The organism is Hahella sp. NBU794, assembly GCF_050749805.1.
Lineage (GTDB): Bacteria > Pseudomonadota > Gammaproteobacteria > Pseudomonadales > Oleiphilaceae > Hahella.
The window spans coordinates 2,982,194-3,003,109 of sequence record NZ_CP192738.1 but is presented as its reverse complement, the minus strand read 5'-3'; the positions used below and the strand labels follow the sequence as shown (position 1 = coordinate 3,003,109).

The 20,916-nt window shown below is 53.9% G+C and carries 17 protein-coding genes and 1 pseudogene; 7 read left to right on the top strand and 11 right to left on the bottom strand.

Annotation, left to right across the window (positions count from 1 at the left end; all coding sequences use genetic code 11):
- Nucleotides 1–691: 691 nt before the first annotated feature.
- A pseudogene (locus ACQYWX_RS13405) lies at nucleotides 692–1,936 on the bottom strand (winged helix-turn-helix domain-containing protein); the annotation flags it as partial.
- A 529-nt stretch (nucleotides 1,937–2,465) separates the two neighbouring features.
- Between ACQYWX_RS13405 and ACQYWX_RS13400 the strand changes: the two are divergent.
- Together ACQYWX_RS13400 and ACQYWX_RS13395 are read left to right on the top strand one after the other, a co-directional pair.
- On the top strand, nucleotides 2,466–3,938 hold the full coding sequence (locus ACQYWX_RS13400; RefSeq protein WP_431689125.1) for a parallel beta-helix domain-containing protein: 1,473 nt from the start codon (nucleotides 2,466–2,468) through the stop codon (nucleotides 3,936–3,938).
- Between the two features lie 44 nt (nucleotides 3,939–3,982).
- Nucleotides 3,983–5,182, top strand: a complete 1,200-nt coding sequence (locus ACQYWX_RS13395; protein WP_431689124.1) for an SO2930 family diheme c-type cytochrome — start codon at nucleotides 3,983–3,985, stop codon at nucleotides 5,180–5,182.
- A gap of 119 nt (nucleotides 5,183–5,301) precedes the next feature.
- Here the strand turns inward: ACQYWX_RS13395 and ACQYWX_RS13390 are convergent, their stop codons facing one another.
- Together ACQYWX_RS13390 and ACQYWX_RS13385 are read right to left on the bottom strand one after the other, a co-directional pair.
- On the bottom strand, nucleotides 5,302–6,351 hold the full coding sequence (locus tag ACQYWX_RS13390) for an AraC family transcriptional regulator ligand-binding domain-containing protein (RefSeq protein ID WP_431689123.1): 1,050 nt from the start codon (nucleotides 6,349–6,351) through the stop codon (nucleotides 5,302–5,304).
- 274 nt (nucleotides 6,352–6,625) lie between these two features.
- A complete protein-coding gene (locus ACQYWX_RS13385) occupies nucleotides 6,626–6,811 on the bottom strand; it encodes a hypothetical protein (RefSeq protein ID WP_431689122.1) in 186 nt (61 codons plus the stop codon).
- A gap of 350 nt (nucleotides 6,812–7,161) precedes the next feature.
- On the opposite strand from ACQYWX_RS13385, the gene ACQYWX_RS13380 reads away from it, so the two are divergent.
- On the top strand, nucleotides 7,162–8,757 hold the full coding sequence (locus ACQYWX_RS13380) for an ABC-F family ATPase (protein ID WP_431689121.1): 1,596 nt from the start codon (nucleotides 7,162–7,164) through the stop codon (nucleotides 8,755–8,757).
- Nucleotides 8,758–8,810: 53 nt separating this feature from the next.
- Here ACQYWX_RS13380 and ACQYWX_RS13375 read toward each other — a convergent pair whose 3' ends face one another.
- A complete protein-coding gene (locus ACQYWX_RS13375; RefSeq protein ID WP_431689120.1) occupies nucleotides 8,811–9,590 on the bottom strand; it encodes a class I SAM-dependent methyltransferase in 780 nt (259 codons plus the stop codon).
- A 139-nt stretch (nucleotides 9,591–9,729) separates the two neighbouring features.
- Between ACQYWX_RS13375 and ACQYWX_RS13370 the strand changes: the two genes are divergently transcribed.
- From ACQYWX_RS13370 to ACQYWX_RS13360, 3 genes are all read left to right on the top strand, one after another.
- Nucleotides 9,730–10,044, top strand: a complete 315-nt coding sequence (locus ACQYWX_RS13370) for a hypothetical protein (protein ID WP_431689119.1) — start codon at nucleotides 9,730–9,732, stop codon at nucleotides 10,042–10,044.
- Nucleotides 10,045–10,250: 206 nt separating this feature from the next.
- Nucleotides 10,251–11,714: a hypothetical protein gene (locus tag ACQYWX_RS13365; protein WP_431689118.1), complete on the top strand. Its 1,464-nt coding sequence runs from the start codon at nucleotides 10,251–10,253 to the stop codon at nucleotides 11,712–11,714.
- Nucleotides 11,715–12,084: 370 nt separating this feature from the next.
- On the top strand, nucleotides 12,085–12,669 hold the full coding sequence (locus tag ACQYWX_RS13360) for a hypothetical protein (RefSeq protein WP_216738364.1): 585 nt from the start codon (nucleotides 12,085–12,087) through the stop codon (nucleotides 12,667–12,669).
- Nucleotides 12,670–12,832: 163 nt separating this feature from the next.
- Here the strand turns inward: ACQYWX_RS13360 and ACQYWX_RS13355 are convergent, their stop codons facing one another.
- From ACQYWX_RS13355 to ACQYWX_RS13345, 3 genes are all read right to left on the bottom strand, one after another.
- Nucleotides 12,833–13,333, bottom strand: a complete 501-nt coding sequence (locus ACQYWX_RS13355; RefSeq protein WP_431689117.1) for a hypothetical protein — start codon at nucleotides 13,331–13,333, stop codon at nucleotides 12,833–12,835.
- Between the two features lie 76 nt (nucleotides 13,334–13,409).
- Nucleotides 13,410–13,964 (bottom strand): sugar O-acetyltransferase, encoded by a 555-nt coding sequence (locus tag ACQYWX_RS13350; RefSeq protein WP_431689116.1) that lies wholly within the window; start codon nucleotides 13,962–13,964, stop codon nucleotides 13,410–13,412.
- Between the two features lie 108 nt (nucleotides 13,965–14,072).
- The gene (locus tag ACQYWX_RS13345) at nucleotides 14,073–14,435 is read right to left on the bottom strand and encodes an SRPBCC family protein (protein ID WP_431689513.1); all 363 of its coding nucleotides are present in this window, start codon (nucleotides 14,433–14,435) and stop codon (nucleotides 14,073–14,075) included.
- A gap of 289 nt (nucleotides 14,436–14,724) precedes the next feature.
- Here ACQYWX_RS13345 and ACQYWX_RS13340 point away from each other — a divergent pair, with 289 nt between their 5' ends.
- The gene (locus ACQYWX_RS13340; protein WP_431689115.1) at nucleotides 14,725–16,545 is read left to right on the top strand and encodes an ATP-binding protein; all 1,821 of its coding nucleotides are present in this window, start codon (nucleotides 14,725–14,727) and stop codon (nucleotides 16,543–16,545) included.
- Nucleotides 16,546–16,608: 63 nt separating this feature from the next.
- Here ACQYWX_RS13340 and ACQYWX_RS13335 read toward each other — a convergent pair whose 3' ends face one another.
- The 4 genes from ACQYWX_RS13335 to ACQYWX_RS13320 all read right to left on the bottom strand — a co-directional run bounded on the left by ACQYWX_RS13335 (nucleotide 16,609) and on the right by ACQYWX_RS13320 (nucleotide 20,908).
- The gene (locus ACQYWX_RS13335) at nucleotides 16,609–18,411 is read right to left on the bottom strand and encodes a papain-like cysteine protease family protein (RefSeq protein ID WP_431689114.1); all 1,803 of its coding nucleotides are present in this window, start codon (nucleotides 18,409–18,411) and stop codon (nucleotides 16,609–16,611) included.
- On the bottom strand, nucleotides 18,392–19,678 hold the full coding sequence (locus ACQYWX_RS13330; protein ID WP_431689113.1) for a hypothetical protein: 1,287 nt from the start codon (nucleotides 19,676–19,678) through the stop codon (nucleotides 18,392–18,394). Before ACQYWX_RS13330 ends, ACQYWX_RS13335 begins: the two co-directional genes overlap by 20 nt.
- Nucleotides 19,679–19,779: 101 nt before the next feature.
- Entirely contained in the window at nucleotides 19,780–20,541 is a 762-nt protein-coding gene (locus ACQYWX_RS13325) for a hypothetical protein (RefSeq protein WP_431689112.1), read from the bottom strand.
- A complete protein-coding gene (locus ACQYWX_RS13320; RefSeq protein ID WP_431689111.1) occupies nucleotides 20,528–20,908 on the bottom strand; it encodes a hypothetical protein in 381 nt (126 codons plus the stop codon). The genes ACQYWX_RS13325 and ACQYWX_RS13320 overlap by 14 nt, the downstream gene beginning before the upstream one ends.
- Between the last annotated feature and the right edge of the window lie 8 nt (nucleotides 20,909–20,916).

The following is a 20,916-nucleotide window of genomic DNA, read 5'->3' as shown; positions in this document are numbered from 1 at the left end:
ACAGGAACTGGTTGTAATCCGGCAGCCAGCCCGACATCAATTGCGCCCGTAAAATTTCAAATAACTTGGCGGGGTTTTCGTACACAAACCATTCCGGTATATCCATGGCTTCGACAATCTTATAGGACACGGATTGCTTGAGTTCATCATGCAGATACTGTGGCGATTTCTGCCCGATGATATGCCGCAAATAGCAGGCGATCAGGTAGGGAAAGCGGTTTTCAGAATCGATTGAGGTTTTATTATTGCCCAGCTTGGGATAATAGCGGTCCAGCTCCTCCAGCGCTTCCTCGTTCCGTCCCAGCTTGATGAGCGTGGCGGCCACCGGCAGCGCGTAGGAGCGATTCCCCGGTTGTTGGCTGCGCCGTTGCTGAAATACAGACAACGCCGCCTCATAGTCCCGGTTGATAGAGTACTGCAGACCGCGCGCGTAGAGATAGTTGGCGCCGGTGCGCATGCCCGGCGGCACCTGAATCAGTAATTCCTGCGCTTTCTTCATATCCCCGAGCGCCATCCACAGAATCGCCTCGGTTACCTTATTGTTGGGTTGCCGCCCGATCACATGGGGATACATGCGCGACCAGTTGAAGTAATCCGTCGCCGTGTCCACCGTAATTGGCAGGAATTCCAGTTGGTCCAAAGGCCGGTACAGGTAATCCGGCTCCAGCGCCAGGGCGCGTTGATAAGTATCGCGTGCCTGCTCCAGACGCCCCATACGCAGCAGAGTATAGGCTTTCCCCCGATTGATGCCGCCGGAAAAGGGCTCCAGCTCTAACGCCTGCTCATACATGGCCAGAGACTGAATATAGCGCCCCTGGGAGCGCAGCAACTGCCCGTACCATAGGTAGCCAGGCGTGTAATTCGGCGCCATCTCCATGGCTTTTTTATAGAAGCCTTCCGCCTCACTCTCCCTGCCCTGCTCCGAAAACTGCAAAGCGCGGGATGCATAGGCCTGTGGCATGCCGGGGTCCAGAGCGAAGGCGCGGTCCAGCAGAGGCGCGCACTTTTCCGAGACCGTGCTGGCGGGCAGATCCGAATAAACGCTCAGGAAATGGTAACTGTCGCACAGGGCGACGTAGGCTGGCGCGAACTGTCCGTCGAGGCTGATCGCCTGAGAAAAATTCTGTAGCGCGCGCTGCAGCGAGAGCACGTCGCGCTGGGACCAATAGTGACGTCCCTGCAAGTAATAATCGTAAGCTTCCGGGTCCGGCTCGCGGCGGTCACTGAACTCGTCACTGGGCGCGTTGAGTTGAGACAACAATGTCTCCGTCAGATCCTGGTGAAATGCATACAGCTTACTGGCGTCGCCTTCAATGAGGCCGCTCCACTGGGAGTCTCTGCCCGCCAGATCGGTAATATTGAGAATCAACCTCAAGCTGGAGCCGGTGACCTGCAAACTGCCGCTGACCGCACTGCCACGATCAGGGCGCGACCAGGGCGCAGTCTCGCTGAACACCACCCGCGCGCCATGCAGAGTAACCAGTCGCGAACGAATAGCGTCCGTGACGCTGGTGGCCAGATACGCGCTATCGCGATGGTGGGAGGCGTCCACCAATTGAATCGGGTAAACAATGATTTGGCTGGGAGCATGGGGTTTGGGATAAAAAACGCCGAACCCTAATGCGAACACCAAGGCGAGCGCGCCGACACTGATCCCCCACTTACACAAACCGCGCCGACGGCCCTGGGCGTCAGTGTGGGGACACAGACCGTCCACATCCGGCTGCGACATTTGCGCCACAATACGATAAGTAGAGCCGTCTCGTTCTATGTAACGACGCGGTCTGCCATTATCTCCGAACGCTTTGCGTAATTGAGAAATAATCTGATCGACGGAAGCATCCGGCTGCGCGGACGACGGCCAGATTTTTTCCTGCAGTTGCGCCTCCCCCAGCGCCCGGCCCTGCGCTTCCACCAACGCAAGTAGAGCCGCCATCGCTTTAGGGGTAAGAGAAATTTCACAATCCTGGTCAGCCAGTTTGTTGGCTTCCGGGTCGACCCACCAGTCTCCGATTTTAAAGGGTCTAAGGGGGTGAATCTGGCGTCTGATCATCCTTCTCTGCCCATCAAGTCCTTGTTAGGTGTTGTCCTGTGTCCTGAAAATCGGGGGCTACGGCATTATGGAGAATTCCAATAGCGCTAGAAAGCGTATTTCCTCCGGGGAGCCCATCGCCTTAATCTCCGCCATCGCCAGCGGATATGCTATAAGACTTTTCTCCCAAAACTGGTATTTTTCTCACATTGTTAAGAAAAAATAACTTTATACAGACGGTTACAGCCGATCTCCCGCCTTCGCCTTCCCGGACGTCGATTCTACGCCAGCATTAATCAGAATAAAATTACCGCTGGCCACTTTGCACATTGTGACCCTCCCCGCTTTTACGGCATAACAGAAAACACCCAAAAAGCGGACAACCTGTCCTCTTATTTGGCCGCCCAATAATAAAAAGAACGCGAGGGACACTATGCAACCCAATTTCATCCCCGCCGGCCTTGCGCCGGCTCTTTGTCTTTCTATCGCAGCGTTGACCGGATGCAGTAGCGACACCACTGGCGGCGACAGCTCCAGCGGCGCCAACTTCCCTGACAACGCAAAATTCATCAGCGCCGACGGCGACATCACCATCGCAATCAAAACTGCGTTCATCACCGCGCAGTCCGGCGATTATCTGGTGTTGCCCGAAGGACGCCTGCAAATCACCGACACGCTGACCCTGGACGGCGATCCCGACGGCGATGGGACGTCACTGGAGAATATCACCATCGCCGGGTACGGCATGGATAAGACCATCCTGGACTTTTCCGGCTCTCTGGGCGGCGACGGCATATTCATTCAGAACATGAAGGACATCACTGTCCGCAACCTCGCCGTGGAGGAAGCCGCCAACAACGGCATCAAGCTGAAGGACTCCGACGGCATTCGTCTGCAATACACCCGCACCGAGTGGAAAGGCGAATTAAACTCGGACAACGGCGCCTACGGCCTGTATCCCGTGGAATGCTCCAACATCCTGATCGAAGACTCCTATGTGCGCGGTTCGGCGGACGCCGGCGTTTACGTCGGGCAGTCCCGTAATATCGTGGTGCGGCGCAATATCGCCAAAGAGAACGTCGCGGGCATCGAAATCGAAAACTCTCACAACGCGGATGTTTACAACAATGTGGCGGAAAGCAACACCGGCGGCATTCTGGTGTTCGATCTGCCAATCGGCAATCACAAATACGGCTCCACCGTAAGGGTGTTCAACAACATCATCCGCGATAACAATACCGATAACTTCGCCAACGCCAGCAGCAATCCCGCCGGCGTGCATATCGTGCCTCCCGGCACCGGCGTGATCGTGCTGTCCACCGCGGATGTGGAGGTTTATAACAACGCCATCAGCAACCACGACACCACCTCCGTCACCGTCTCTTCGTTCTTCATCGCCGCCACGCAGACGGAGATGGCGCAATATGTCATGGACGGCATCATGGCTGACGGCTGGCGCTCCGTTCCTCGTAATATCTCTATTCACGACAACAGCATCAGCGACTCAGGTGCCAGTCCGCGAGGCGATTTAATACAGGGTGTGCTCCCCGCATTTCAGGCCATTGGGGAGACCACCCTGCCCAGCGTTCTGTACGACGGCTTCGGAGAGTTACTGGCCCGCGCAGGCTATGGCGCGCCATTTTCTGAGGAACCATTCGCTGCGGACGGATCGGAGAACATTTGCGTCTTCAACAATGGCGACGCCACCAAGGGTTTCCTCTATAACCCGGACCCAACCACATTTACTGACGCAGACCCCGCCGACGGCGAACCTGACGCCACCACTGGCGTCGGCGCCAGTCTGTTGGTCTGCGATCTGGACCGGCTTCCCGCCGCCACCGCCACGGTCGCCGGCAAAGTGCACGGATGCAGTCAGGATGACGCCCATGCGGCTTGCAGCCTGTGATGAAACACCAAGGCTAGACACATCAGTAAAGAGTTGAGGCGCTTATGCAAAACAATAAAAAAGCCGCTATCTGTGGCGGCGTGCTGTGGATAATGGCCGGAGTGATCGCCGGCTGCAGCAGCGGTGGCGACGGAACCGCTGACAGTGGCGGCTCCACCGCCAAAGAAGCAGGCGTGTGCGGCGAAAGCGGCGATGGGGTGAACTGGAGCGCGCTGGCTTCCACCAATTGCCGCTATCTGTCCAGCTATCGCCTGTTCAGCGGTGCGGACCCAACGCAGACCACCGGCGGGGCCGGCATAGTATATGATCTCGCCACCCCTCTGTTCACGGATTATGCGAGCAAATACCGCGTGGTGTACGTTCCTGAAGGCAAACAGGCCCAGTACAGCGAACAGGAAATTATCGACTTTCCCGAAGGAACCGTCATTACCAAAACCTTCGCGCTGCCGACGGACACGGCTAACCGCGGACTGGACAATGAGCGCTTACTGGAAACCCGCCTGTTGATCCGGCGCGCCAGTGGTTGGGTCGCCCTGCCCTATATTTGGGACGCCAATGAGGACGACGCGGAGCTGAGCGTGGCGGGAGGCAATTACGCCGCAACGGTAGTGCATAACGGGGTGCAGCAAAGCTTCACTTATCAGGTTCCAGACACTAATAAGTGCAAGCAGTGTCACCAGTTCAAGACGGAGTCCGGCTCCCGCTTTGTTCCCCTGGGACCCAAAGCGCGTCAGCTTAACTGGACTTACACTTACGCCGACGGCGCCGCCAACCAGCTTGCCTACTGGAAACAGAAAGGCATTCTTTCCGGTCTGCCGGATGATCTGTCCAGCATAGACAGCGTGCCCAACTATGGCGACGCGGACGCTTCCAATCTGGCGGGCTATTCCGACGATCAGATCCATCGTCTGGCGAAAGGCTACCTGGACATTAACTGCGCGCATTGCCACCGTCCTGAAGGCGGCGCCTCGAACACCGGCCTCAGCCTGGAGTTCTGGCGCAGCTTCGCGGACTACCAAAGTCAGCACGGCGTTTGCAAACAGCCCGTGGCTTACGGCGGCGGCGCACTGAGTTACGACATCGAGCCGGGATCGCCGGACGCCTCCATCATCAACTTCAGAATGGCGTCCGACCAGCCAGGCGACAAGATGCCGGAAATCGGCCGGCAGCTTGTGCACCAGGAAGGACAGGCTCTGATACATGAATGGATTGCGCGGATGGCGACCAACGACTGCGTAGATTAAGCCCTTGCGCGCGTCGATAATTCAGGTTACAACCTGACAACAGGCTGCACATACGCGCCAAACGACAAAAAAACTTTATAAAAACAGTCGCTAAACCAGCTTTTGCGACACCCTAGACGCTAAACCGAACGGACTGCCCCCGGGGGCAGTCCTAGCCATTTCTTGAACGCATGCCGAAAGTTGGCGACCTCCGTAAACCCCAGCCTGTCTGCGATATCATCCACCGCCAGCGCCTCCTCCTGTAACAACGCAATCGCCTGCTGACACCGAATCCGATTGAGCAGCCGCTGATAATTGATCCCCGCTGTCGCCAGCCGACGCCGCAATGTGCGCGGACTCATATTCAGTCGCCTGGCGATTTCCGGCAGCTCAGGGAAGCCTCGGCTGGCGTATAGCATGTCGCTGATGCGCTGCACCAGACTGGTTTCATCCCAGGCGGTGAACTGCAGATAGGTCGGCTGTTCTTGCATCGGCGTCGCGTCGGGTAAATGCACCCGCACCGGCTCCTCCAGCAAACGAACGTCAAACGCCCATTCGATGAAAGGCTGCGAAAAACGTAATTGATCGCCGAAGACCAGACGATATATTTTTTGGTCCGTCGGCGGCTCTCGCGTAAAAGACACATAACGCAAAGGAAAGTCGAATCCCGCCACCTCTCTGGCGACGGTGAAAAAAGCGGCGATACAGATCTCCATCAGGAAATCGAGGGTCTCATGATCCAGACCGCTGACGTTGTAGTGCCGCACCACCACCTGATCGCCCTGTAAGGTGAGCGATTTGTCCATCACAACGCCAAGCTGATCATAGTTGCGCTCCACCAGCACCAGGGCTTCGCCCAGCGTTCGGCAGGTCGCCACCTGCACGCCGATTTCTCCCAGACTGGCCAGCGTGTAGGACTGCCCGATAGCGCACCCCAGGCCGGGAGTAGCGTAGCGCTCTCGCACCAGATCCAGCGTTTGCAGCAATCTATGAGTGGGCATGGAAGGCTCTTCCCACAAGCGCTCCCAATCCAGCCCCACCCGCTTCAAAACAGACTCCACAAACTCGACGTCGCCCCATTCCCCCAGGCACGCCAGAATATTGCGTAACTCATAACTGGGATAAGGCTGATCGCCGATCACCGACTGCGTGAAAAACCCCTGCTCCAACTCCTTAGATATTGCGTTCACAGTACTCCCTGCCCCCTTCCATTGTTGTTATCGATAGCTTCAAAAAACCTATCGCGGCGGCTGAATACTGGATGTCCGCAATACTGCAGGTTATGACCGGCCTGACGCAGGCCGACAAAAACAGTTAACTGAACGTTATTCAGAAGAGATCATGCACCCTTGCCGTGAATCCAGGCAAAAGCTTTTTAGCGGACGGTGAGAGAATTGCGACCTGGGTCAAATCATGCAGACTTGCATGTCCCCATGGGGTTTGCATGGGGTCTATGCTTGATGCTCAATCATCGAGAAATAATTTTTCTATAAGTTTATCTCTTACTTTCTCATCAATCACACGCCACCAATACGGGATCTCATCCGTCTTCGGCTCGCCTTTAAACTCATATATTTTTGCTAAACCTAATAACTCGATTGGATTACTGGCGATGAACTTGTAACCATTTTTTCCGCGCACCAAAGACACATTGAAAGATCTGCTTCTGCAAGCGGTAGGGCCTCATCGTCATAGCGAAGCCATAACCTGTAGCCTTGCTTTTTAAGAATATTTAGACATGTATTGTGTACGTTCGAATGACTACCTAGCGCCATTTTCAACTCTCGTAGTGCTGGTTGGATATAAAAAGCAGGACTTCAAGCGGACAGCAAATGATTGTACGCCCGTCAATTTCCAGCAGCTTGTAAATTACCGACATTTCACGCCCAAACCCAGCAGTGGTCAGCGGATTTCCCTTAATATCACACCGCCACACTTGGCCCTAAGCGGCGATTGCTCTATCATGCGCGACCGTTTCTGTTTATTTCCTGGACAATGCTGTGATTAGTACCGCGAACATTACCATGCAATTCGGCTCCCGGCCGCTGTTTGAAAACGTCTCCGTCAAGTTCTCTCCCGGCGGCCGCTACGGCCTGATCGGCGCTAATGGTTGCGGGAAGTCGACGTTTATGAAAATCCTCGGCGGCGATTTGAGCCCCACCGCCGGCGTGGTTTCCATTGAGCCCAACGCCCGCGTAGGTAAGCTGCGTCAGGATCAGTTCGCCTATGAAAGCTACTCTGTTATCGACACCGTCATCATGGGCTATCCCGAGCTCTGGGAAGTGAAGCGTGAGCGGGACCGCATCTATAGCCTGCCGGAAATGAGCGACGAGGACGGCATGAAAGTAGCCGACCTGGAAGGCGCCTTCGCAGAGATGGACGGTTACACCGCCGAATCCCGCGCAGGTGAATTGTTGATTGGCGTCGGCATTCCCGTCGAACAGCATTATGGTCTGATGAGCGCTGTCGCTCCCGGCTGGAAGTTACGGGTTCTTCTGGCGCAGGCGCTGTTTTCCGATCCAGATGTTCTGCTGCTCGATGAGCCGACCAACAACCTGGACATCAACACCATCCGCTGGCTGGAAGATGTGTTGAACGCCAGAAACAGCACCATGATCATTATTTCCCACGACCGTCACTTCCTGAACAGCGTCTGCACGCACATGGCGGATGTGGATTACGGCGAGATTCGCCTCTACCCTGGCAACTATGACCAATACATGGCCGCCTCGACTCTGGCCCGATCACAGCTGCTGGCTGAGAATGAGAAGAAGCAGGCGCAGTTGGACGATCTGGCGCAGTTCGTCGCCCGCTTCTCCGCCAACGCGTCCAAAGCCAAGCAGGCGACATCCCGCGCTCGTCAGATGGAGAAAATCCAGCTGGCGGAAGTCAAAGCCTCCAGCCGGGTTAACCCCTACATCCGCTTCAACCAGGAAAAGAAATTGTTCCGTCTGGCGCTGGAAGTGGAAGGCCTCAGCAAAGGCTATGAAGACCTCAGCCTGTTTAAAAAGCTGGATATGATGGTTGAAGTTGGCGAAAAAGTGGCGGTTCTGGGCGCTAACGGCGCGGGTAAAACCACACTGATGCGCTGCCTGATGAATGAAGTCGAACCGGACGCCGGCGTCGTAAAGTGGTCGGAAGGCGCGTCGATTGGTTACTACGCCCAGGATCACGCGGCTGATTTCGCTGAAGACATGAGCTTATTCGAGTGGATGAGCCAATGGCGCCAGCCTAAAGATGACGACCAGGTGATTCGCGGCATCCTGGGACAATTGCTGTTTTCCGGCGATGAGATCAAAAAGTCCGTCACCAAAATTTCCGGGGGTGAACAGGGCCGCATGCTGTTCGGAAAGATCATGCTGCAACGTCCCAACATTATTGTTATGGACGAACCCACCAACCACTTGGACATGGAATCCATCGAATCCCTCAACTTCTCTCTGGAGAAGTTCGAAGGCACCGTCGTTTTCGTCAGCCACGACCGCGAATTCGTCTCCTCACTCGCCACGCGAATCATCGATATCACACCTACCGGCGTGATCAATTTCGCAGGCACTTATGATGAATACCTGCGCTCACAGGGCATGGACGTTTAATTTAAAAAGAAAGGGGCCGAAATTTGTTTCGGCTCCTTTTTAATTTACCCCACCTAAGCCTTTCTCGATTCCCCCGCCCCAACAAGAAATAACTGGCTCTCATAGCTCAACTCAATATTTCCGTCTTGCATATACTGGTTCAGCAACGCATCCAGCCTCTGTAGAAAGCGTGTTTCGTCCTCCGCCAGTGCGCGTTGCGCCTGTGTCGATGAGCGGCTCATGCCGACGAAGGCTGAGGCGGGAATAGACATTGTCCAATGATGTGAGTGAAACGCCACCGCCTCGCGCGGACGGGTAAACGCGTCGGCGATTTCGCCCTGGAAATCGAAGCTCCGGTAGTGGCGGCTGTAGCCTGGGCTGCATGTCTCCAGCAGACTTTCGTAGCCTTCCAGGAATGGGCTGTTTTGATAGAGGCGATTGTTTTGAATGACGGCGAATACGCCACCGGAAGACAGCGCCTGTCGGGTCGCCGCCAGCATTTGGGGACGGTCCATCCACTGAAAGGATTGCGCCGCCAGAATCAGATCAAGCTCTGGTAGCGTCGGGATGATCTCCTCCGCCTTTCCTAAGCGCCAATCGACATTAGGAAACTTACGCCGCCCTTGCGCGATCATGTCAACGGAGATATCCACCGCATAATAACGATGCTGATTACCCAGTATCGGCATCAGCCCTTCCAGTGCGATGCCCGTTCCCGCCCCGACATCAGCGATGTTCAAGGAGTCACGCTCAGGCAAGGCGTCCTTGATAATCGCCATTAACGCCTGAGGATAACGGGGACGATACAGATCATAGTCTTCTGCAAGACCATCGAATTTTTCCTTGGTCATCATGGCATTCCTTTATGAGTGAAAAAGCGAAGCGATTATAATCTCTTTTTCAATGATCGCGACCTTACGCGATAGAATGCAACCCATCCCTGGCGTGCATTGCATGCAGTCACTCTCGTGCAAATTGGAGTTCCTTCTGTCCATGACCAAAGCAAGCGTTTACCTATCCATCCTGTCCAGGTTACGAGTAGTCATCGCGGTTGGGTTCACCTGCCTCGCGTTGGTCACCGCCGCCCACAGCATAAACGCGTTATTGTTTGACGAGAGCGTCGGCGCCGCCAAAAGCATAGGGAGCAATTTACTGCTGACAGAAGGGTTGCTGATCCTGTCCGCTTTATTCGCCTCCAACGCCAGATCAGTCGTAGCAAAACCTGTTTTTTACGCGCTGACTTTACCGGCCCTGCTGGTTGGCGTTCCGTTACTACTTACACTGATTGTGTCAGCGGCCGGCGCTTGACTTATTAACCTGACAGACAAACAGCTTCCTTCTATTTGCCTGAAACGACAGCTCTTGCGCACATAGTGACCACAGGTCATTTATTTAACATTCTTCTTGTTATTCAATCTACTAGACGGTAGATTGATGCGCCTTCCCATCGCGGTTGGCGCCTACAGAACCATTCACTTCCTGTATCGCCGCCGCTTAATACAAGGAGTACTTCTGTGACAAAAGGCATCGTTACTTTCGCCTCCCTACTCTCTCTGCTTTCGCTCACCGCGTGCGGCGGAGGCTCTGGAAGCTCAGGCGGAGCTTCGGGTCAGACAAATACACCAGATCCCGCTGAAGTGGTCGACCCCGGTCCGGCGACAGGTCAGTTTCCTGACAGCGCCATGTGGTCCGGCCGTGCGAACTACCGCACTATTTCTTCTGACTTCAAAAATCAGATTACGAAGGTCGCGCACGGACCTGACGGTTCCGTCTGCTACACCTATGCCCAAAGCGCCGCTGACAACACATGGAAAAGTAAGCTGGAATGCCTGGCCCCGCAAGGAGACTTACTGTTCAGCAAAGAGCAAGATGGGCTGACCGCCTTCAAAGACATCGCTTTTACCCCTCTTGGGAACTTGATAACGGTGGGACTGCAACCTGTCGGTCCCGAGCTGCCGGCCAATCCCGAACGCAACTATGTAGTGCTCAGCAAGTTCTCCATGCAGGGCGACATCTTGGCGCAGACCCGACTGGTCGACGCGCCGGATGCAGCGGATCTGATTGAGTACGACGTTAATGATGACGGTACGATCACCTCGTTTCCCATCACGGATTTGTACTACGCAAACAACCCCACACTTCCCAATAACGCATTACTTTCCCTCAACGTGGAGGCTAACTCCGTTTATCTTCTGGCCTATACATACGGGATCAAGGTTTACGCCATGAACCTGAACTTATCCCAATCCTGGGATCATCAGGTTATGCCCACCCATTTCGCGATGTGGAGAAGAGTCAGACCGCTGCACGCCAGAATAGCGGTCTCGGAAGGAGATGATCGCATCGCCGTCGCCTTTGAGACCAAAGACGCCTTCATACCCGTCTATGACCAGCACTTTGGCCGTATGCTGCAACAAAGCAACCACAATGAAGGCGATAATGATGAAGACATCGCCGTCACCTTATTGACCACTCAAGGCCAATATCTGGACACACTGCTACTGGATAAACAGTTTGACGAATCACTGGGCGGAGTTGTCGTGCAAAATGGCGAAATTTGGGTTGGCGGCGACGCCGCCGTGCAAAAACCGGGCGGCGGCGTTGAGAGAGACTTCTTTTTGGCGGAGTTTTCACCAGATGGAAGTCTGCGTAATTACAACTTGATCGACCATAAGCAGAACGAGGTAGCTATCGACTTCCAGGCGCTGGACATCGGTAAGTTCCTGTTTGCAGGCGCGACAGGCGCCGCTGACGGCGTTACCGCCGGCCTGTTGCTGCAGGTTACAAATGAGGCGAAAAAGCTGAGATTCACCGAATTCCGCACCGACCAGTCCGCCCATATCCCCGCGGCTTCTCCCATTGGTAATAATCAGATTCTGTTCGGAATGGTTTATGAACAGGGCAACACGAACTTGATCTGCGGCGCCGACGGCGCCCGGTGCAATGGCAAATCCGTTATTGGCGTAGCAGGACAATAACGACTCCTTTTCGGCGCTCGCACAGAGCGCCGCGTCTTCTTTGTCGCACTTACGCCAATCAATATTCAAAAATCCATATACAATACGTTAAAACCGATATATTTACATAATTACCACATATCATTTTTCATAATTGATTCACATCAATTCACCTTTTATATAGCCCCATATTTTTAGTTTTTCGTCATTTATTTTCGGCGACTCGTAGAAAATACGATAGGCGGAGTTACTTTCCCTTCCTACAATGCGCGCCGTTGCAGTCAATGGGTTTTATATATTCTAAGTCCTGTTCTGATCAGACTATATTCTGCTCATTTATTGCCAAATTATTTCAATATATGGAAATTAAAATTACAGGTTAGAGGTAACAATGAGATTAATTAAACTGGCTCTGCTTTCATGTCTTTGTATTTTCACTCTGCCCGCTTTTGCGGAAGGTAAAACCGATGCGTTGATCTGCACCATGGATATCAACGTCTGGGGCAACGCCAGTATCTGCCAGTGCCCTGAAGACGAAGTGTACAGCGAAGTCACCGGCACCTGTCTGACTCAAACGGCTTACAACGACCTTGGCAGACAAGGCCGTTATCCTCAGGTCTGCACCCGTGACCTGGGCGCCTGGGGCGCTCCCAGCCACTGTTCTTGCGAGGAAGGCAGCGTTTACTCTGAAGAAAGCGGCGCTTGCGTAACTGACGTAACGCCAAACATCGTTACGTTGAGCGGCAAGCTGGTGGTCACCAAGCCTGCTAAAGACATTCGTTTCGCTGATATCAGCCTGCGTACGCCAGAGGGCGGCAACTACCTGCTGAACTTCAGCATCAACCAACAGGACGCGATGAAGCTGGACGGTTTGTGGGTGGAAATCGTGGGTGAGAAAGTGTATCTGCGCGAAGGCTCCATGAACTCTCAAGCAGGCACTTTAATCACAGTACAAGACGTTTACTGGTTGGATTAATGATTAGATCCAGACTGGATCTATAAAATAAAAAAAGCAGAGTCGATAATATTCGTCTCTGCTTTTTCGGTATTCAAGCCTAAGCGCCGATTTATCTCAACAATGTCTTAATTTTGGCAAGTAGAAATATATATTTAAAAAACTCGCCATCAATAAGAGTCCGTTATATCTCTTCCATAAAGTCTTCAATCACTTCCGGACTTAATTCCATAATCGCTTCCGCCATAGCCGCCTCACCATGTACCACAGCCATGACAGCGGCCAATACTCTCACGCCGACTTCATCTTTCGGTTTCGCCTTGGCGGCGAGACCCGGCAACATGGCGATGGCTTTGTGATAGCCCTCCTCCAGTTCCGCCGACAAATCAGGTCCATGGCCATGAAGCCGGGTGATTTCTATTGATACGGGCAACAGAAAGAAGTCTATCGGCGCCTCCTGGGGATTCCGGCTCAGGATATCCACGATATGAGGAACCGCCGCATAGGATGCAGTATAAACGTCCCCCTGGTGACACAGCGCATTCCAAAGCGAGAAATAGGGTTCCGATTCAAAGGTATCCGACGGCGGCATTTTCGCCAGCTCCCGCAGCATGTCCGGGATATCCCCCGCTTCACCGAATGCATGCGATAACTGCGCCCATCGTTCCCGATTCAATTCCAGCATAATATTCCCCCTCCGGCGCCAGCGCCTGTGCGCGCATGTTGTTCTTACTGTATTGGGACGAGGTAGCGCCTCGAACCTACGGTATTTCTCTTATCACTCTAGCCGGATTTCCCGCGATCACCACATTATTCCCGAAGCTTTTGGTCACCACCGCGCCGGAGGCGATGACCACGTTATCCCCCAAAGTGACGCCCGGGTTAATCGTAGCGTGTCCGCCAATCCAGCAGTTGTGGCCGATGGTGACGGGCAAGGCGTATTCCTTGCCGCTGTTGCGCTCTACGGGATCAATAGGATGGGTGGCGGTGTAGATGCCGACCTGTGGCGCAATCAGGCAGTTATCGCCGATGCGCACCTCCGCCACATCCAGAATCACGCAACCGAAGTTGGCGTAAAAGTTTTCGCCCACATGGATATGACGGCCATAGTCACAGTTGAAAGAAGATTCGATGAAAATGTTCTGCCCAGTGCTCCCAAACAGCTCTTTGACCAGACGCCTGCGCGCATCCGGCTCTACCGCACTGGCGGCATTCAACTGTTCCGTCAACAAGCGCGCGCTCAGGCGCATTTCCACCAGTTCAGGATCGGTCGGGTCATAGAGCTGACCCGCCAGCATTTTCATCTTTTCCGACATAGCGTTTCCTTGAAAGAGTTTTGCGGACGCGACCTAGCCCGCGCGAATTGGAAATCACTATATCGGACAATTTCGTTGGAAAGGAGCCCCCGGCGACGGGAATCAGGATCAGTCCGGTATCTCGGGCTCCACCAGCCTCGCCAGATGCTCCAGAGACTCTTGCCAGCCCAGGTAACAGGCGTCTACCGGAATCATGTCAGGAATGCCTTCCTGAACAATGTGCAACTCGCAACCGCAGGCGACCTGTCTCAAAGTAACCGTAGTCTGCATCTCGCCTGGCAAATTAGCGTCATCAAAAGACGCGGTGTAGCGAATACGCTCCCCAGGAACCAACTCATGGTAAACGCCGCCAAAAGAGTGGCTATGCCCAGTGGAAAAATTGGTGAAGGACATCCTGTAGCCACCGCCTACCTTGGCGTCCATAGCGTGCACCTTACCCACAAATCCATTCGGCGGCAGCCACCTGGCCATCGCATCCGGATCAAGAAAAGCGCGATAGATTTTTTCCGGCGTCGAACGCAATACGTGGAAAGAGATCCATCAACAAAGTACAGTCTTAGAGATATATTAGTTACGCCTCAACATTACCCATATATTTCCAAGTTATACGTTAAGCTATGAGACGGCACATCCGGCTTTATTTTTGCACAAATCTGCGGCACTGCTAAAATAACACATAGAGCATTTATACATGTACAAGGTCATTATATGCCATTAACTTAATATACCTAATCAGCATAAGTTCCAGGAGGGGATTTATATGAGTGGAATAGCAATAAGGGATAGAGTAAAAACCGCAATTGAGCTAGGTGAAAGTCATTTCAGAGAATTTAAAAGTGGAGTAGAAGGAAGACCAGGAGAAAAATCAAAAAGAAAACCAAAGGAAATCTCTGCCAACATTTCAGAGACTTTAGTAGCCTTTGCCAATGCAGATGGAGGAGAACTTCTTGTTGGCGTTGAGGATAATGGAGAAATCACAGGACTTAATGACTTTTCAGATAATGAGCTGTACTTATTAGAAAATTCAACTGTAGAAAAAGTTCATCGAAGCACTCCTTTGTTGGGAGTAAAGAAATATAGGCTAAATATTGACGAAAAAGTTTTACTTTATTTCTCTGTGCCCAAGAGTACAAGATACGTTCACTTAACATCAGATGGAAAATGCTTACAAAGAAGTGACTTAGAATCTGTTCCAGTATCCGCAGAGTCAATTCAATTTAATAGAAGTGAGGAAACTTCCAGAGAGTATGACAGGCAGTTTGTTGACGGTGTCTCAGCTGACGATCTTGATTTAGATCTGGTAAAAATAGTATCCGATCAAATTATCAAAGGCATGTCTGCTGAAAAGTGCCTACTATACCTGGAGCTTGCAGAATACGGTCTATCGCAACTACGCCTACGAAAAGCATCATTACTTCTTTTTGCGAAAGACCCTACTAAATGGCATCCTCGGCTTCAAGTAAGAATTCTAAAAGTTGACGGAAGCAGCATGAAGACTGGGGAAGACTATAATGTTGTATATGACGAGCTCATAACAGGAAATATTCTTACGTTAGTTGACCAAGCATGGGAGAAGCTAAGGCCGCATTTAACTCACACAACTTTTGATGTTACAGCCAAGTTTACACAAAAATCAATATATCCAGAGCTTGCATGTAAAGAAGCCCTCCTAAACTCTATAGCACATCGAGATTATTCTGATGAAGGAAGAGGGACTGAAGTTTATATATTCAGGGATCATTTGGAAATAAAGAACCCCGGAGCATTACTATCCTCCATTAAAATTGAGGATATCGTAAACCAAACTGGAGCCCACCAGTCAAGGAACACATACGTTTCTCGCGTATTGCGTGAGCTAGGGTATATGAGAGAGCTTGGCGAGGGCATGAGAAGAATATATGACTTAATGAATAAAAACGAGCTAGCTCCCCCCGAACTAAAAAGCTCATCAGATGGTTTCTCTATAACATTAACGCACAAGCCCATTTATACAGATAGAGATCTATTATGGTTAGACCAATTCAGCGACCATAGTTTAGACAGAGAGCAAAAATCTATTATTCTACTTGGAAAAGACGAAAAAATATTTTCTGCCCAAGACATTTGGGATGCAGTTGGAATAGTTGACACGGAACATTATAGATCACTTGTTGATGGTCTATTTAGATTGGGAATACTTAAAAACAAGGTTGAGAGAAGCACAGCAAAATACAAATCCAGAAAGAAAAAAATACCGTTCAGACAATATCCAAGATATTCAATATCAATACCAGACAATATAGTAAATACAAGGCCTATAACAAATGTGGAAATGGAGGATGTAAGAAATGAGTCCTGCACTCTTCACGTATCTAATATTCCCTATTCATCCACATATAAAGAAATAATGGATAAGCTAATTACTTTAGGTGAGATTAATGAGCTGGTGGTACCCCAGCACAATGGTAAAACCAAAGGATATTGCTTTGTCGAATTCTCAACTAAAAAGCAAGCAGATGATGCTTTATCATCTTTGAAGCCTTTATTTCTTGACGATAGAAAGCTTCACTTTAGTCTTGCAAAGAGACAAAAAAATAGATAAGAAATCTATGCGCATTCGCCGCCTTAAAAATCACGCACTAAAGGCTATGCGCATAGAACACAGTCACCCATTCGGCGGCATGCCTGGAACCCAGGTGCTCCAGAGTTCCCAGGTGACGATGAAGGCGTCGCTGTTGGTGGAGATGTCGAAGCGCCAGCCCATGGGTTCTGAGCCGAAGATGGCGAAGACGAATTCGACGCTGGAGGCTGGCAGGATGATGGATTGTTTGGTCTGCCCCGCCTGATCCGTGATGGTGATGGTGGTTCCCAATACGTTGGCGTTGCGGATTTTGAACCACATGCCCTGCCCGCCCTGCACGCGCAGCGAGGTATTGCTGTTCCAGGTCCCAGAGGTGAGCAGCCGATAATTGGCGGGATTGCTGGGCGCTTCCATGGCGATGGAGTGGCCCACATAGGCGGAGAAACTCTGCGCCGCCGGGTTGCGCATCCAGTCTGGCAAACTGGGCAAGTGGGCGATGTAGATGGGCGCTTTGTAGCTCATCTCCTGGCCCGCCAGGGTCGCCTGTTTCTGCTCAAACTGGCGATAGGTTTCCGTGTATTGAGAACCGCGATTGGACGGACGGAAGCTGCTCATGCCCTGCTCCCAGGGATCGTTGATATGCAGAATGGTGCCATCCGGCGTACCGTCGCCATGGATGCCGGTGACCACCCGAATATGTGGGCCGGGCTCCGCTGTGGCGATCCATAGCGGTCCGTAGTTGCGCAGCAAGTCGACGAAGGCTTCGATCATATAGGACTGCGGCGCTTCCGGGGTGAAGCCCCACACGTTCATCACCCGCAGATCTTCGGGATGCAGGCCGTTCTGATACTGCGACCAATAGCCTACCGCTCTGGCGATTTCAGAAGGATCGATGCTCATTTGCTCGCGCCAGCCGACGATCATAGCGAAACCCGCCGCCCAGCATGAGAAACCGGTTTGTTGCGGCACCAGCTGCACGTTGTAGCGCACATCGAAAGACTGGTTCATCGCCATCGCCTGCCGGTGCGCAGCCAGCGCGTCGGTATAGTCAAAGGCGCGGCTGTGTCCAAAAGCCGCCGGCGCACTGAAGCTGCGGGACGGAGCTGGAAGACTGCGACCGTAGGACATCGCCCGCTGCTCGCTCACCGCGTCAGCCTGCCAGTGTACGACCTGAATGCGCATATAACCTGTGCGGCGCACTTCCTCTTCGTACTTGGGAATGAACACGGCGATCGATTCTTCATAGCGTCTGCCGCCCGCCGGATCGACAATCTTGAACTTGGTGTTCTCCGGCGTGCCGTCGCCGTGAATACCGGTAATGATGCGGGCGTGTATCGCCCAGGGCTCTCCCGGGGCTTCGTCGGTAGTCACCCACACCGGTCCATAGTTGCGCAACAGACCTTCCCAGCCCTCCAGGCTATAGCTTTGCGGCGGCTCCGCCACCAGACCGGAGGTGGAGATAAAAGTGGGTTTATCGTCGCCAGCCAGACCGCCATTGGCGCGGAATATATTCACCCAGCGCTCGCCCACCGTCGCCAGCGCCTGCTCAATGGTCAACTGTCGTTGCGAACGCCAGCTTTTCAGCATGGTGAAGACCGTCGCCCAACAGGTCATCCCGGAAGGCTGCGCCATGACCCAGAAATTTCCGGGCACGTCATAGCTGATGGCGGAAAAGCTGCGCGCGGCGTGACGTCCCCGCCCCGGCCAACGGGATACCCGGGCGCTGAGCCCCTGCCCCACAGGCGGGGTACTGGGCGCCTGCGGAGTGGGTTGTGGCTGCTGCATACGATCCAGCGCGCTACGCATTTTCTGTTGCTTGTTGGGTTTGGAGCGAGCGGGCGCGCGCGGCGCCAGTGTTTGTTCCAGATCAGCCAGTCGGTTGCTCATTGTCGTCACCTGCTGTTTCTTCAGTGCGGTTTGCCTTGTTGTCTGTTTCGGTTTCCGTGATGGGGGGCTGCGGTGGGCGCTCAGCGCCGATCTCCGCCAGTTCCGCCACCAGATCAAACTCATCCAGATTCATGGGGTCCACAAAAGGACTTTGCGCAGTCGGCGGCGCCGACAGTTGCGATGGCTGCGGAGGCGCTCCCTGCAGCTCTCTCTCAAAATGATCAAAACGCTCCTTCAGGGGCACCGCTCCCAGGTCGAAGCTGTTCGCGTAACGCATGGCCAGCCCCATCTGATCAAAAACGTCATGAGTGGGATGGGCGGGCGCGGGCTCCTCGTTTAGCGGCGTCCCCGGAGCGTTTGGCGTCGGAGACGATGGGGGTTGCGCCTGCGACGTCAGCGGCGGCTCAGCAGGCGCGGAAGCGGCTGGCGCCGGTTGCCCGAGGATGGCGGCCAGATCCCGTTCAAAATCGTCTTTCGCCAACGCCAGCCCCGCATCCAGCGCCTGTTTGCTCGCCGCCGTCACCCGCTGCGGTTGCGACTCCGCCAGCCAGTTAAGGTCATCCTCTTCCTCCTGTCGGCTGACGACAGCGGGAGGCGCTGCTTGACCGCCATTGGGCGACTCTGCCCTTAAACTCGGCTGAGACGACGGCGCAAAGGTAGGCGTAGAGGTGGAAGGCGCTGGCGAGGCCACAGCGGGATCAGGCCGGAATAAGTCATCTGGTGAAGTGGGTCCGCTCAATGCCCGACTTTGAGACAGCGCCCGCGGCTCTTCAAAAGGCTCAACCCGAAAACGTCCGGTATCCGGAGCGGAGAATTCGGGAGCGTAAGCCAGAGAGTCCGCCGCCGGTTGCGGATAGCTCTGCGGATGGCCTGCCTGATAGCTTGTTTGATAGCTTGTCTGGTAATCGGGCTGATAACTTTGCGAAGCGCTCCAGGACTGCGCCGCTGGCGTATTCACAGGAAGCGGAAGCGATGGCGCCTGCTCCTGATCCATCCGCAGCATAGTGCGTTGCGGCGGTTTATCCACCATCGCCGGCGCAGCGGGTCGGCGTCCCAGCACGCGATCCTCCAGCGCTCTGAGGCTACGGGTCGGCTGCGCGACGCGTTGACCGCGCACGACCTCGATTTGCTCACGATACCCAGAGGGTGGCGCTGACATGCCCGCTCCCCGTCGTACGTCTTCACGTTTGAGTCGTCTGGCGTCGCTGCGTTCGGGATGGGCGTCCCGCGCCAGCGATTGCTCCAGTGATCGCAGACTTCGTCCCATAGAGGCGTCCTCTCCGATGGTTCGTATCCAGTCAATAATTGTCTGGCGGGTATCGCTACCGCGCCTCCGTTGGTCTTTTTCCTCTGAACGCAACGTTATCCTCAGGACTGCAGATTCAGTTGCATCACCGCATAGGGGTCCAGGGCGATGGCCAGGGCGTTGTCGCCGTTTTTAAGCGCCTGTCGCGGCACCTTCAGTCTCAACTCGCCGGCGTCCGCATGCAGCACTTCGGCTTTCTGGTTGTTCACCATGGCGGCCGGATAACTGGCGCTTTGCTGCAAAACAAAGTTGCTGCCGCGCAGGGTCAGCTCCACCGCTTCTTCCTGTTCTTTCGCGCTCAACGTCGACAGTTGCGGCGACAGTTTGCGCCGACGCGCCTTGTTGATCAGATTGGCGAGGTCGGAATAGTCGAGGCTTTTTTCGCCGCCGGTCTTTTCCTTCACCACGTTCTCAATATTCACATTGCGCTGATTCAACTTCTCCAGATCCCGCGTCGAGGTGACGCCCACCTTGCGCAGACTTTCCTTCACCTCGTCATCCACATCTTCCAGTGTATCCAGCTGCACGTCGTCCTTGCTTGGCGGCTCGTTGGCGTTTTCACGGATCTGTCGATCGGTGATGGAGCCAAGTTGAAATGAGATGCGCGAGCCGCCGGTTTCCCCGGGCTTCGCCATCTGGAATTTCACCTTGCCGTCCTCCAACACCGGGAAAATATTCAAGTCCAGCGCCACGTCTTTGACGGTGTAGGTCAGTTTGCGCGTCAACCCTTTCAGGGACAGGGTGTCTTGCGCCTTGTCCAGCTCCAGAATCAGGGAGTCCAGAAACTGCTCCAGATTCCAGGGTTTGGTTTCACGCGTCGTCATCGTCGTTTAACTCCAGAGTGACGCGAAGTCTGTGCAACACGGGCTGCACGCTGGTCTCGATCCATTGGGTCGGCGGCGCTACGCCCACAGTGAGAACGCCATGCTCATCCCGTCGCGGCTGCAGCTCAATGGGCAGATCCAGCGCCAGGCGTTCGACATACAACCCCAGCAACTGATCCGGCTGGGCCGGGTCGACATCCAGCGCCAGTTGCGGCGTCAGAAAATCCTCCAGCATATCCGCCAGACCAGGAAACCGATCTTCCTCGACCAGCCCCTGCTGGTCAGGGGCCAGCCAGGACTCCCGCGTCTCCTCTGGAGCATTTGTCGCCGCATTCGGGTCCGGGGTCATTGCGTCATTCATCGCCATTAAGCTCC

Excerpts from the sequence above, each read along its gene's own strand:
- ACQYWX_RS13330 (WP_431689113.1), bottom strand. The coding sequence starts at position 19,678 with ATGGGACGAAGTCTGCGATCACTGGAGCAATCGCTGGCGCGGGACGCC.
- ACQYWX_RS13360 (WP_216738364.1), top strand. The coding sequence starts at position 12,085 with ATGAGATTAATTAAACTGGCTCTGCTTTCATGTCTTTGTATTTTCACT.
- ACQYWX_RS13395 (WP_431689124.1), top strand. The coding sequence starts at position 3,983 with ATGCAAAACAATAAAAAAGCCGCTATCTGTGGCGGCGTGCTGTGGATA.
- ACQYWX_RS13325 (WP_431689112.1), bottom strand. The coding sequence starts at position 20,541 with ATGACGACGCGTGAAACCAAACCCTGGAATCTGGAGCAGTTTCTGGAC.
- ACQYWX_RS13370 (WP_431689119.1), top strand. The coding sequence starts at position 9,730 with ATGACCAAAGCAAGCGTTTACCTATCCATCCTGTCCAGGTTACGAGTA.
- ACQYWX_RS13320 (WP_431689111.1), bottom strand. The coding sequence starts at position 20,908 with ATGGCGATGAATGACGCAATGACCCCGGACCCGAATGCGGCGACAAAT.
- ACQYWX_RS13335 (WP_431689114.1), bottom strand. The coding sequence starts at position 18,411 with ATGAGCAACCGACTGGCTGATCTGGAACAAACACTGGCGCCGCGCGCG.
- ACQYWX_RS13350 (WP_431689116.1), bottom strand. The coding sequence starts at position 13,964 with ATGTCGGAAAAGATGAAAATGCTGGCGGGTCAGCTCTATGACCCGACC.
- ACQYWX_RS13400 (WP_431689125.1), top strand. The coding sequence starts at position 2,466 with ATGCAACCCAATTTCATCCCCGCCGGCCTTGCGCCGGCTCTTTGTCTT.
- ACQYWX_RS13340 (WP_431689115.1), top strand. The coding sequence starts at position 14,725 with ATGAGTGGAATAGCAATAAGGGATAGAGTAAAAACCGCAATTGAGCTA.
- ACQYWX_RS13345 (WP_431689513.1), bottom strand. The coding sequence starts at position 14,435 with ATGGCCAGGTGGCTGCCGCCGAATGGATTTGTGGGTAAGGTGCACGCT.
- ACQYWX_RS13375 (WP_431689120.1), bottom strand. The coding sequence starts at position 9,590 with ATGATGACCAAGGAAAAATTCGATGGTCTTGCAGAAGACTATGATCTG.
- ACQYWX_RS13355 (WP_431689117.1), bottom strand. The coding sequence starts at position 13,333 with ATGCTGGAATTGAATCGGGAACGATGGGCGCAGTTATCGCATGCATTC.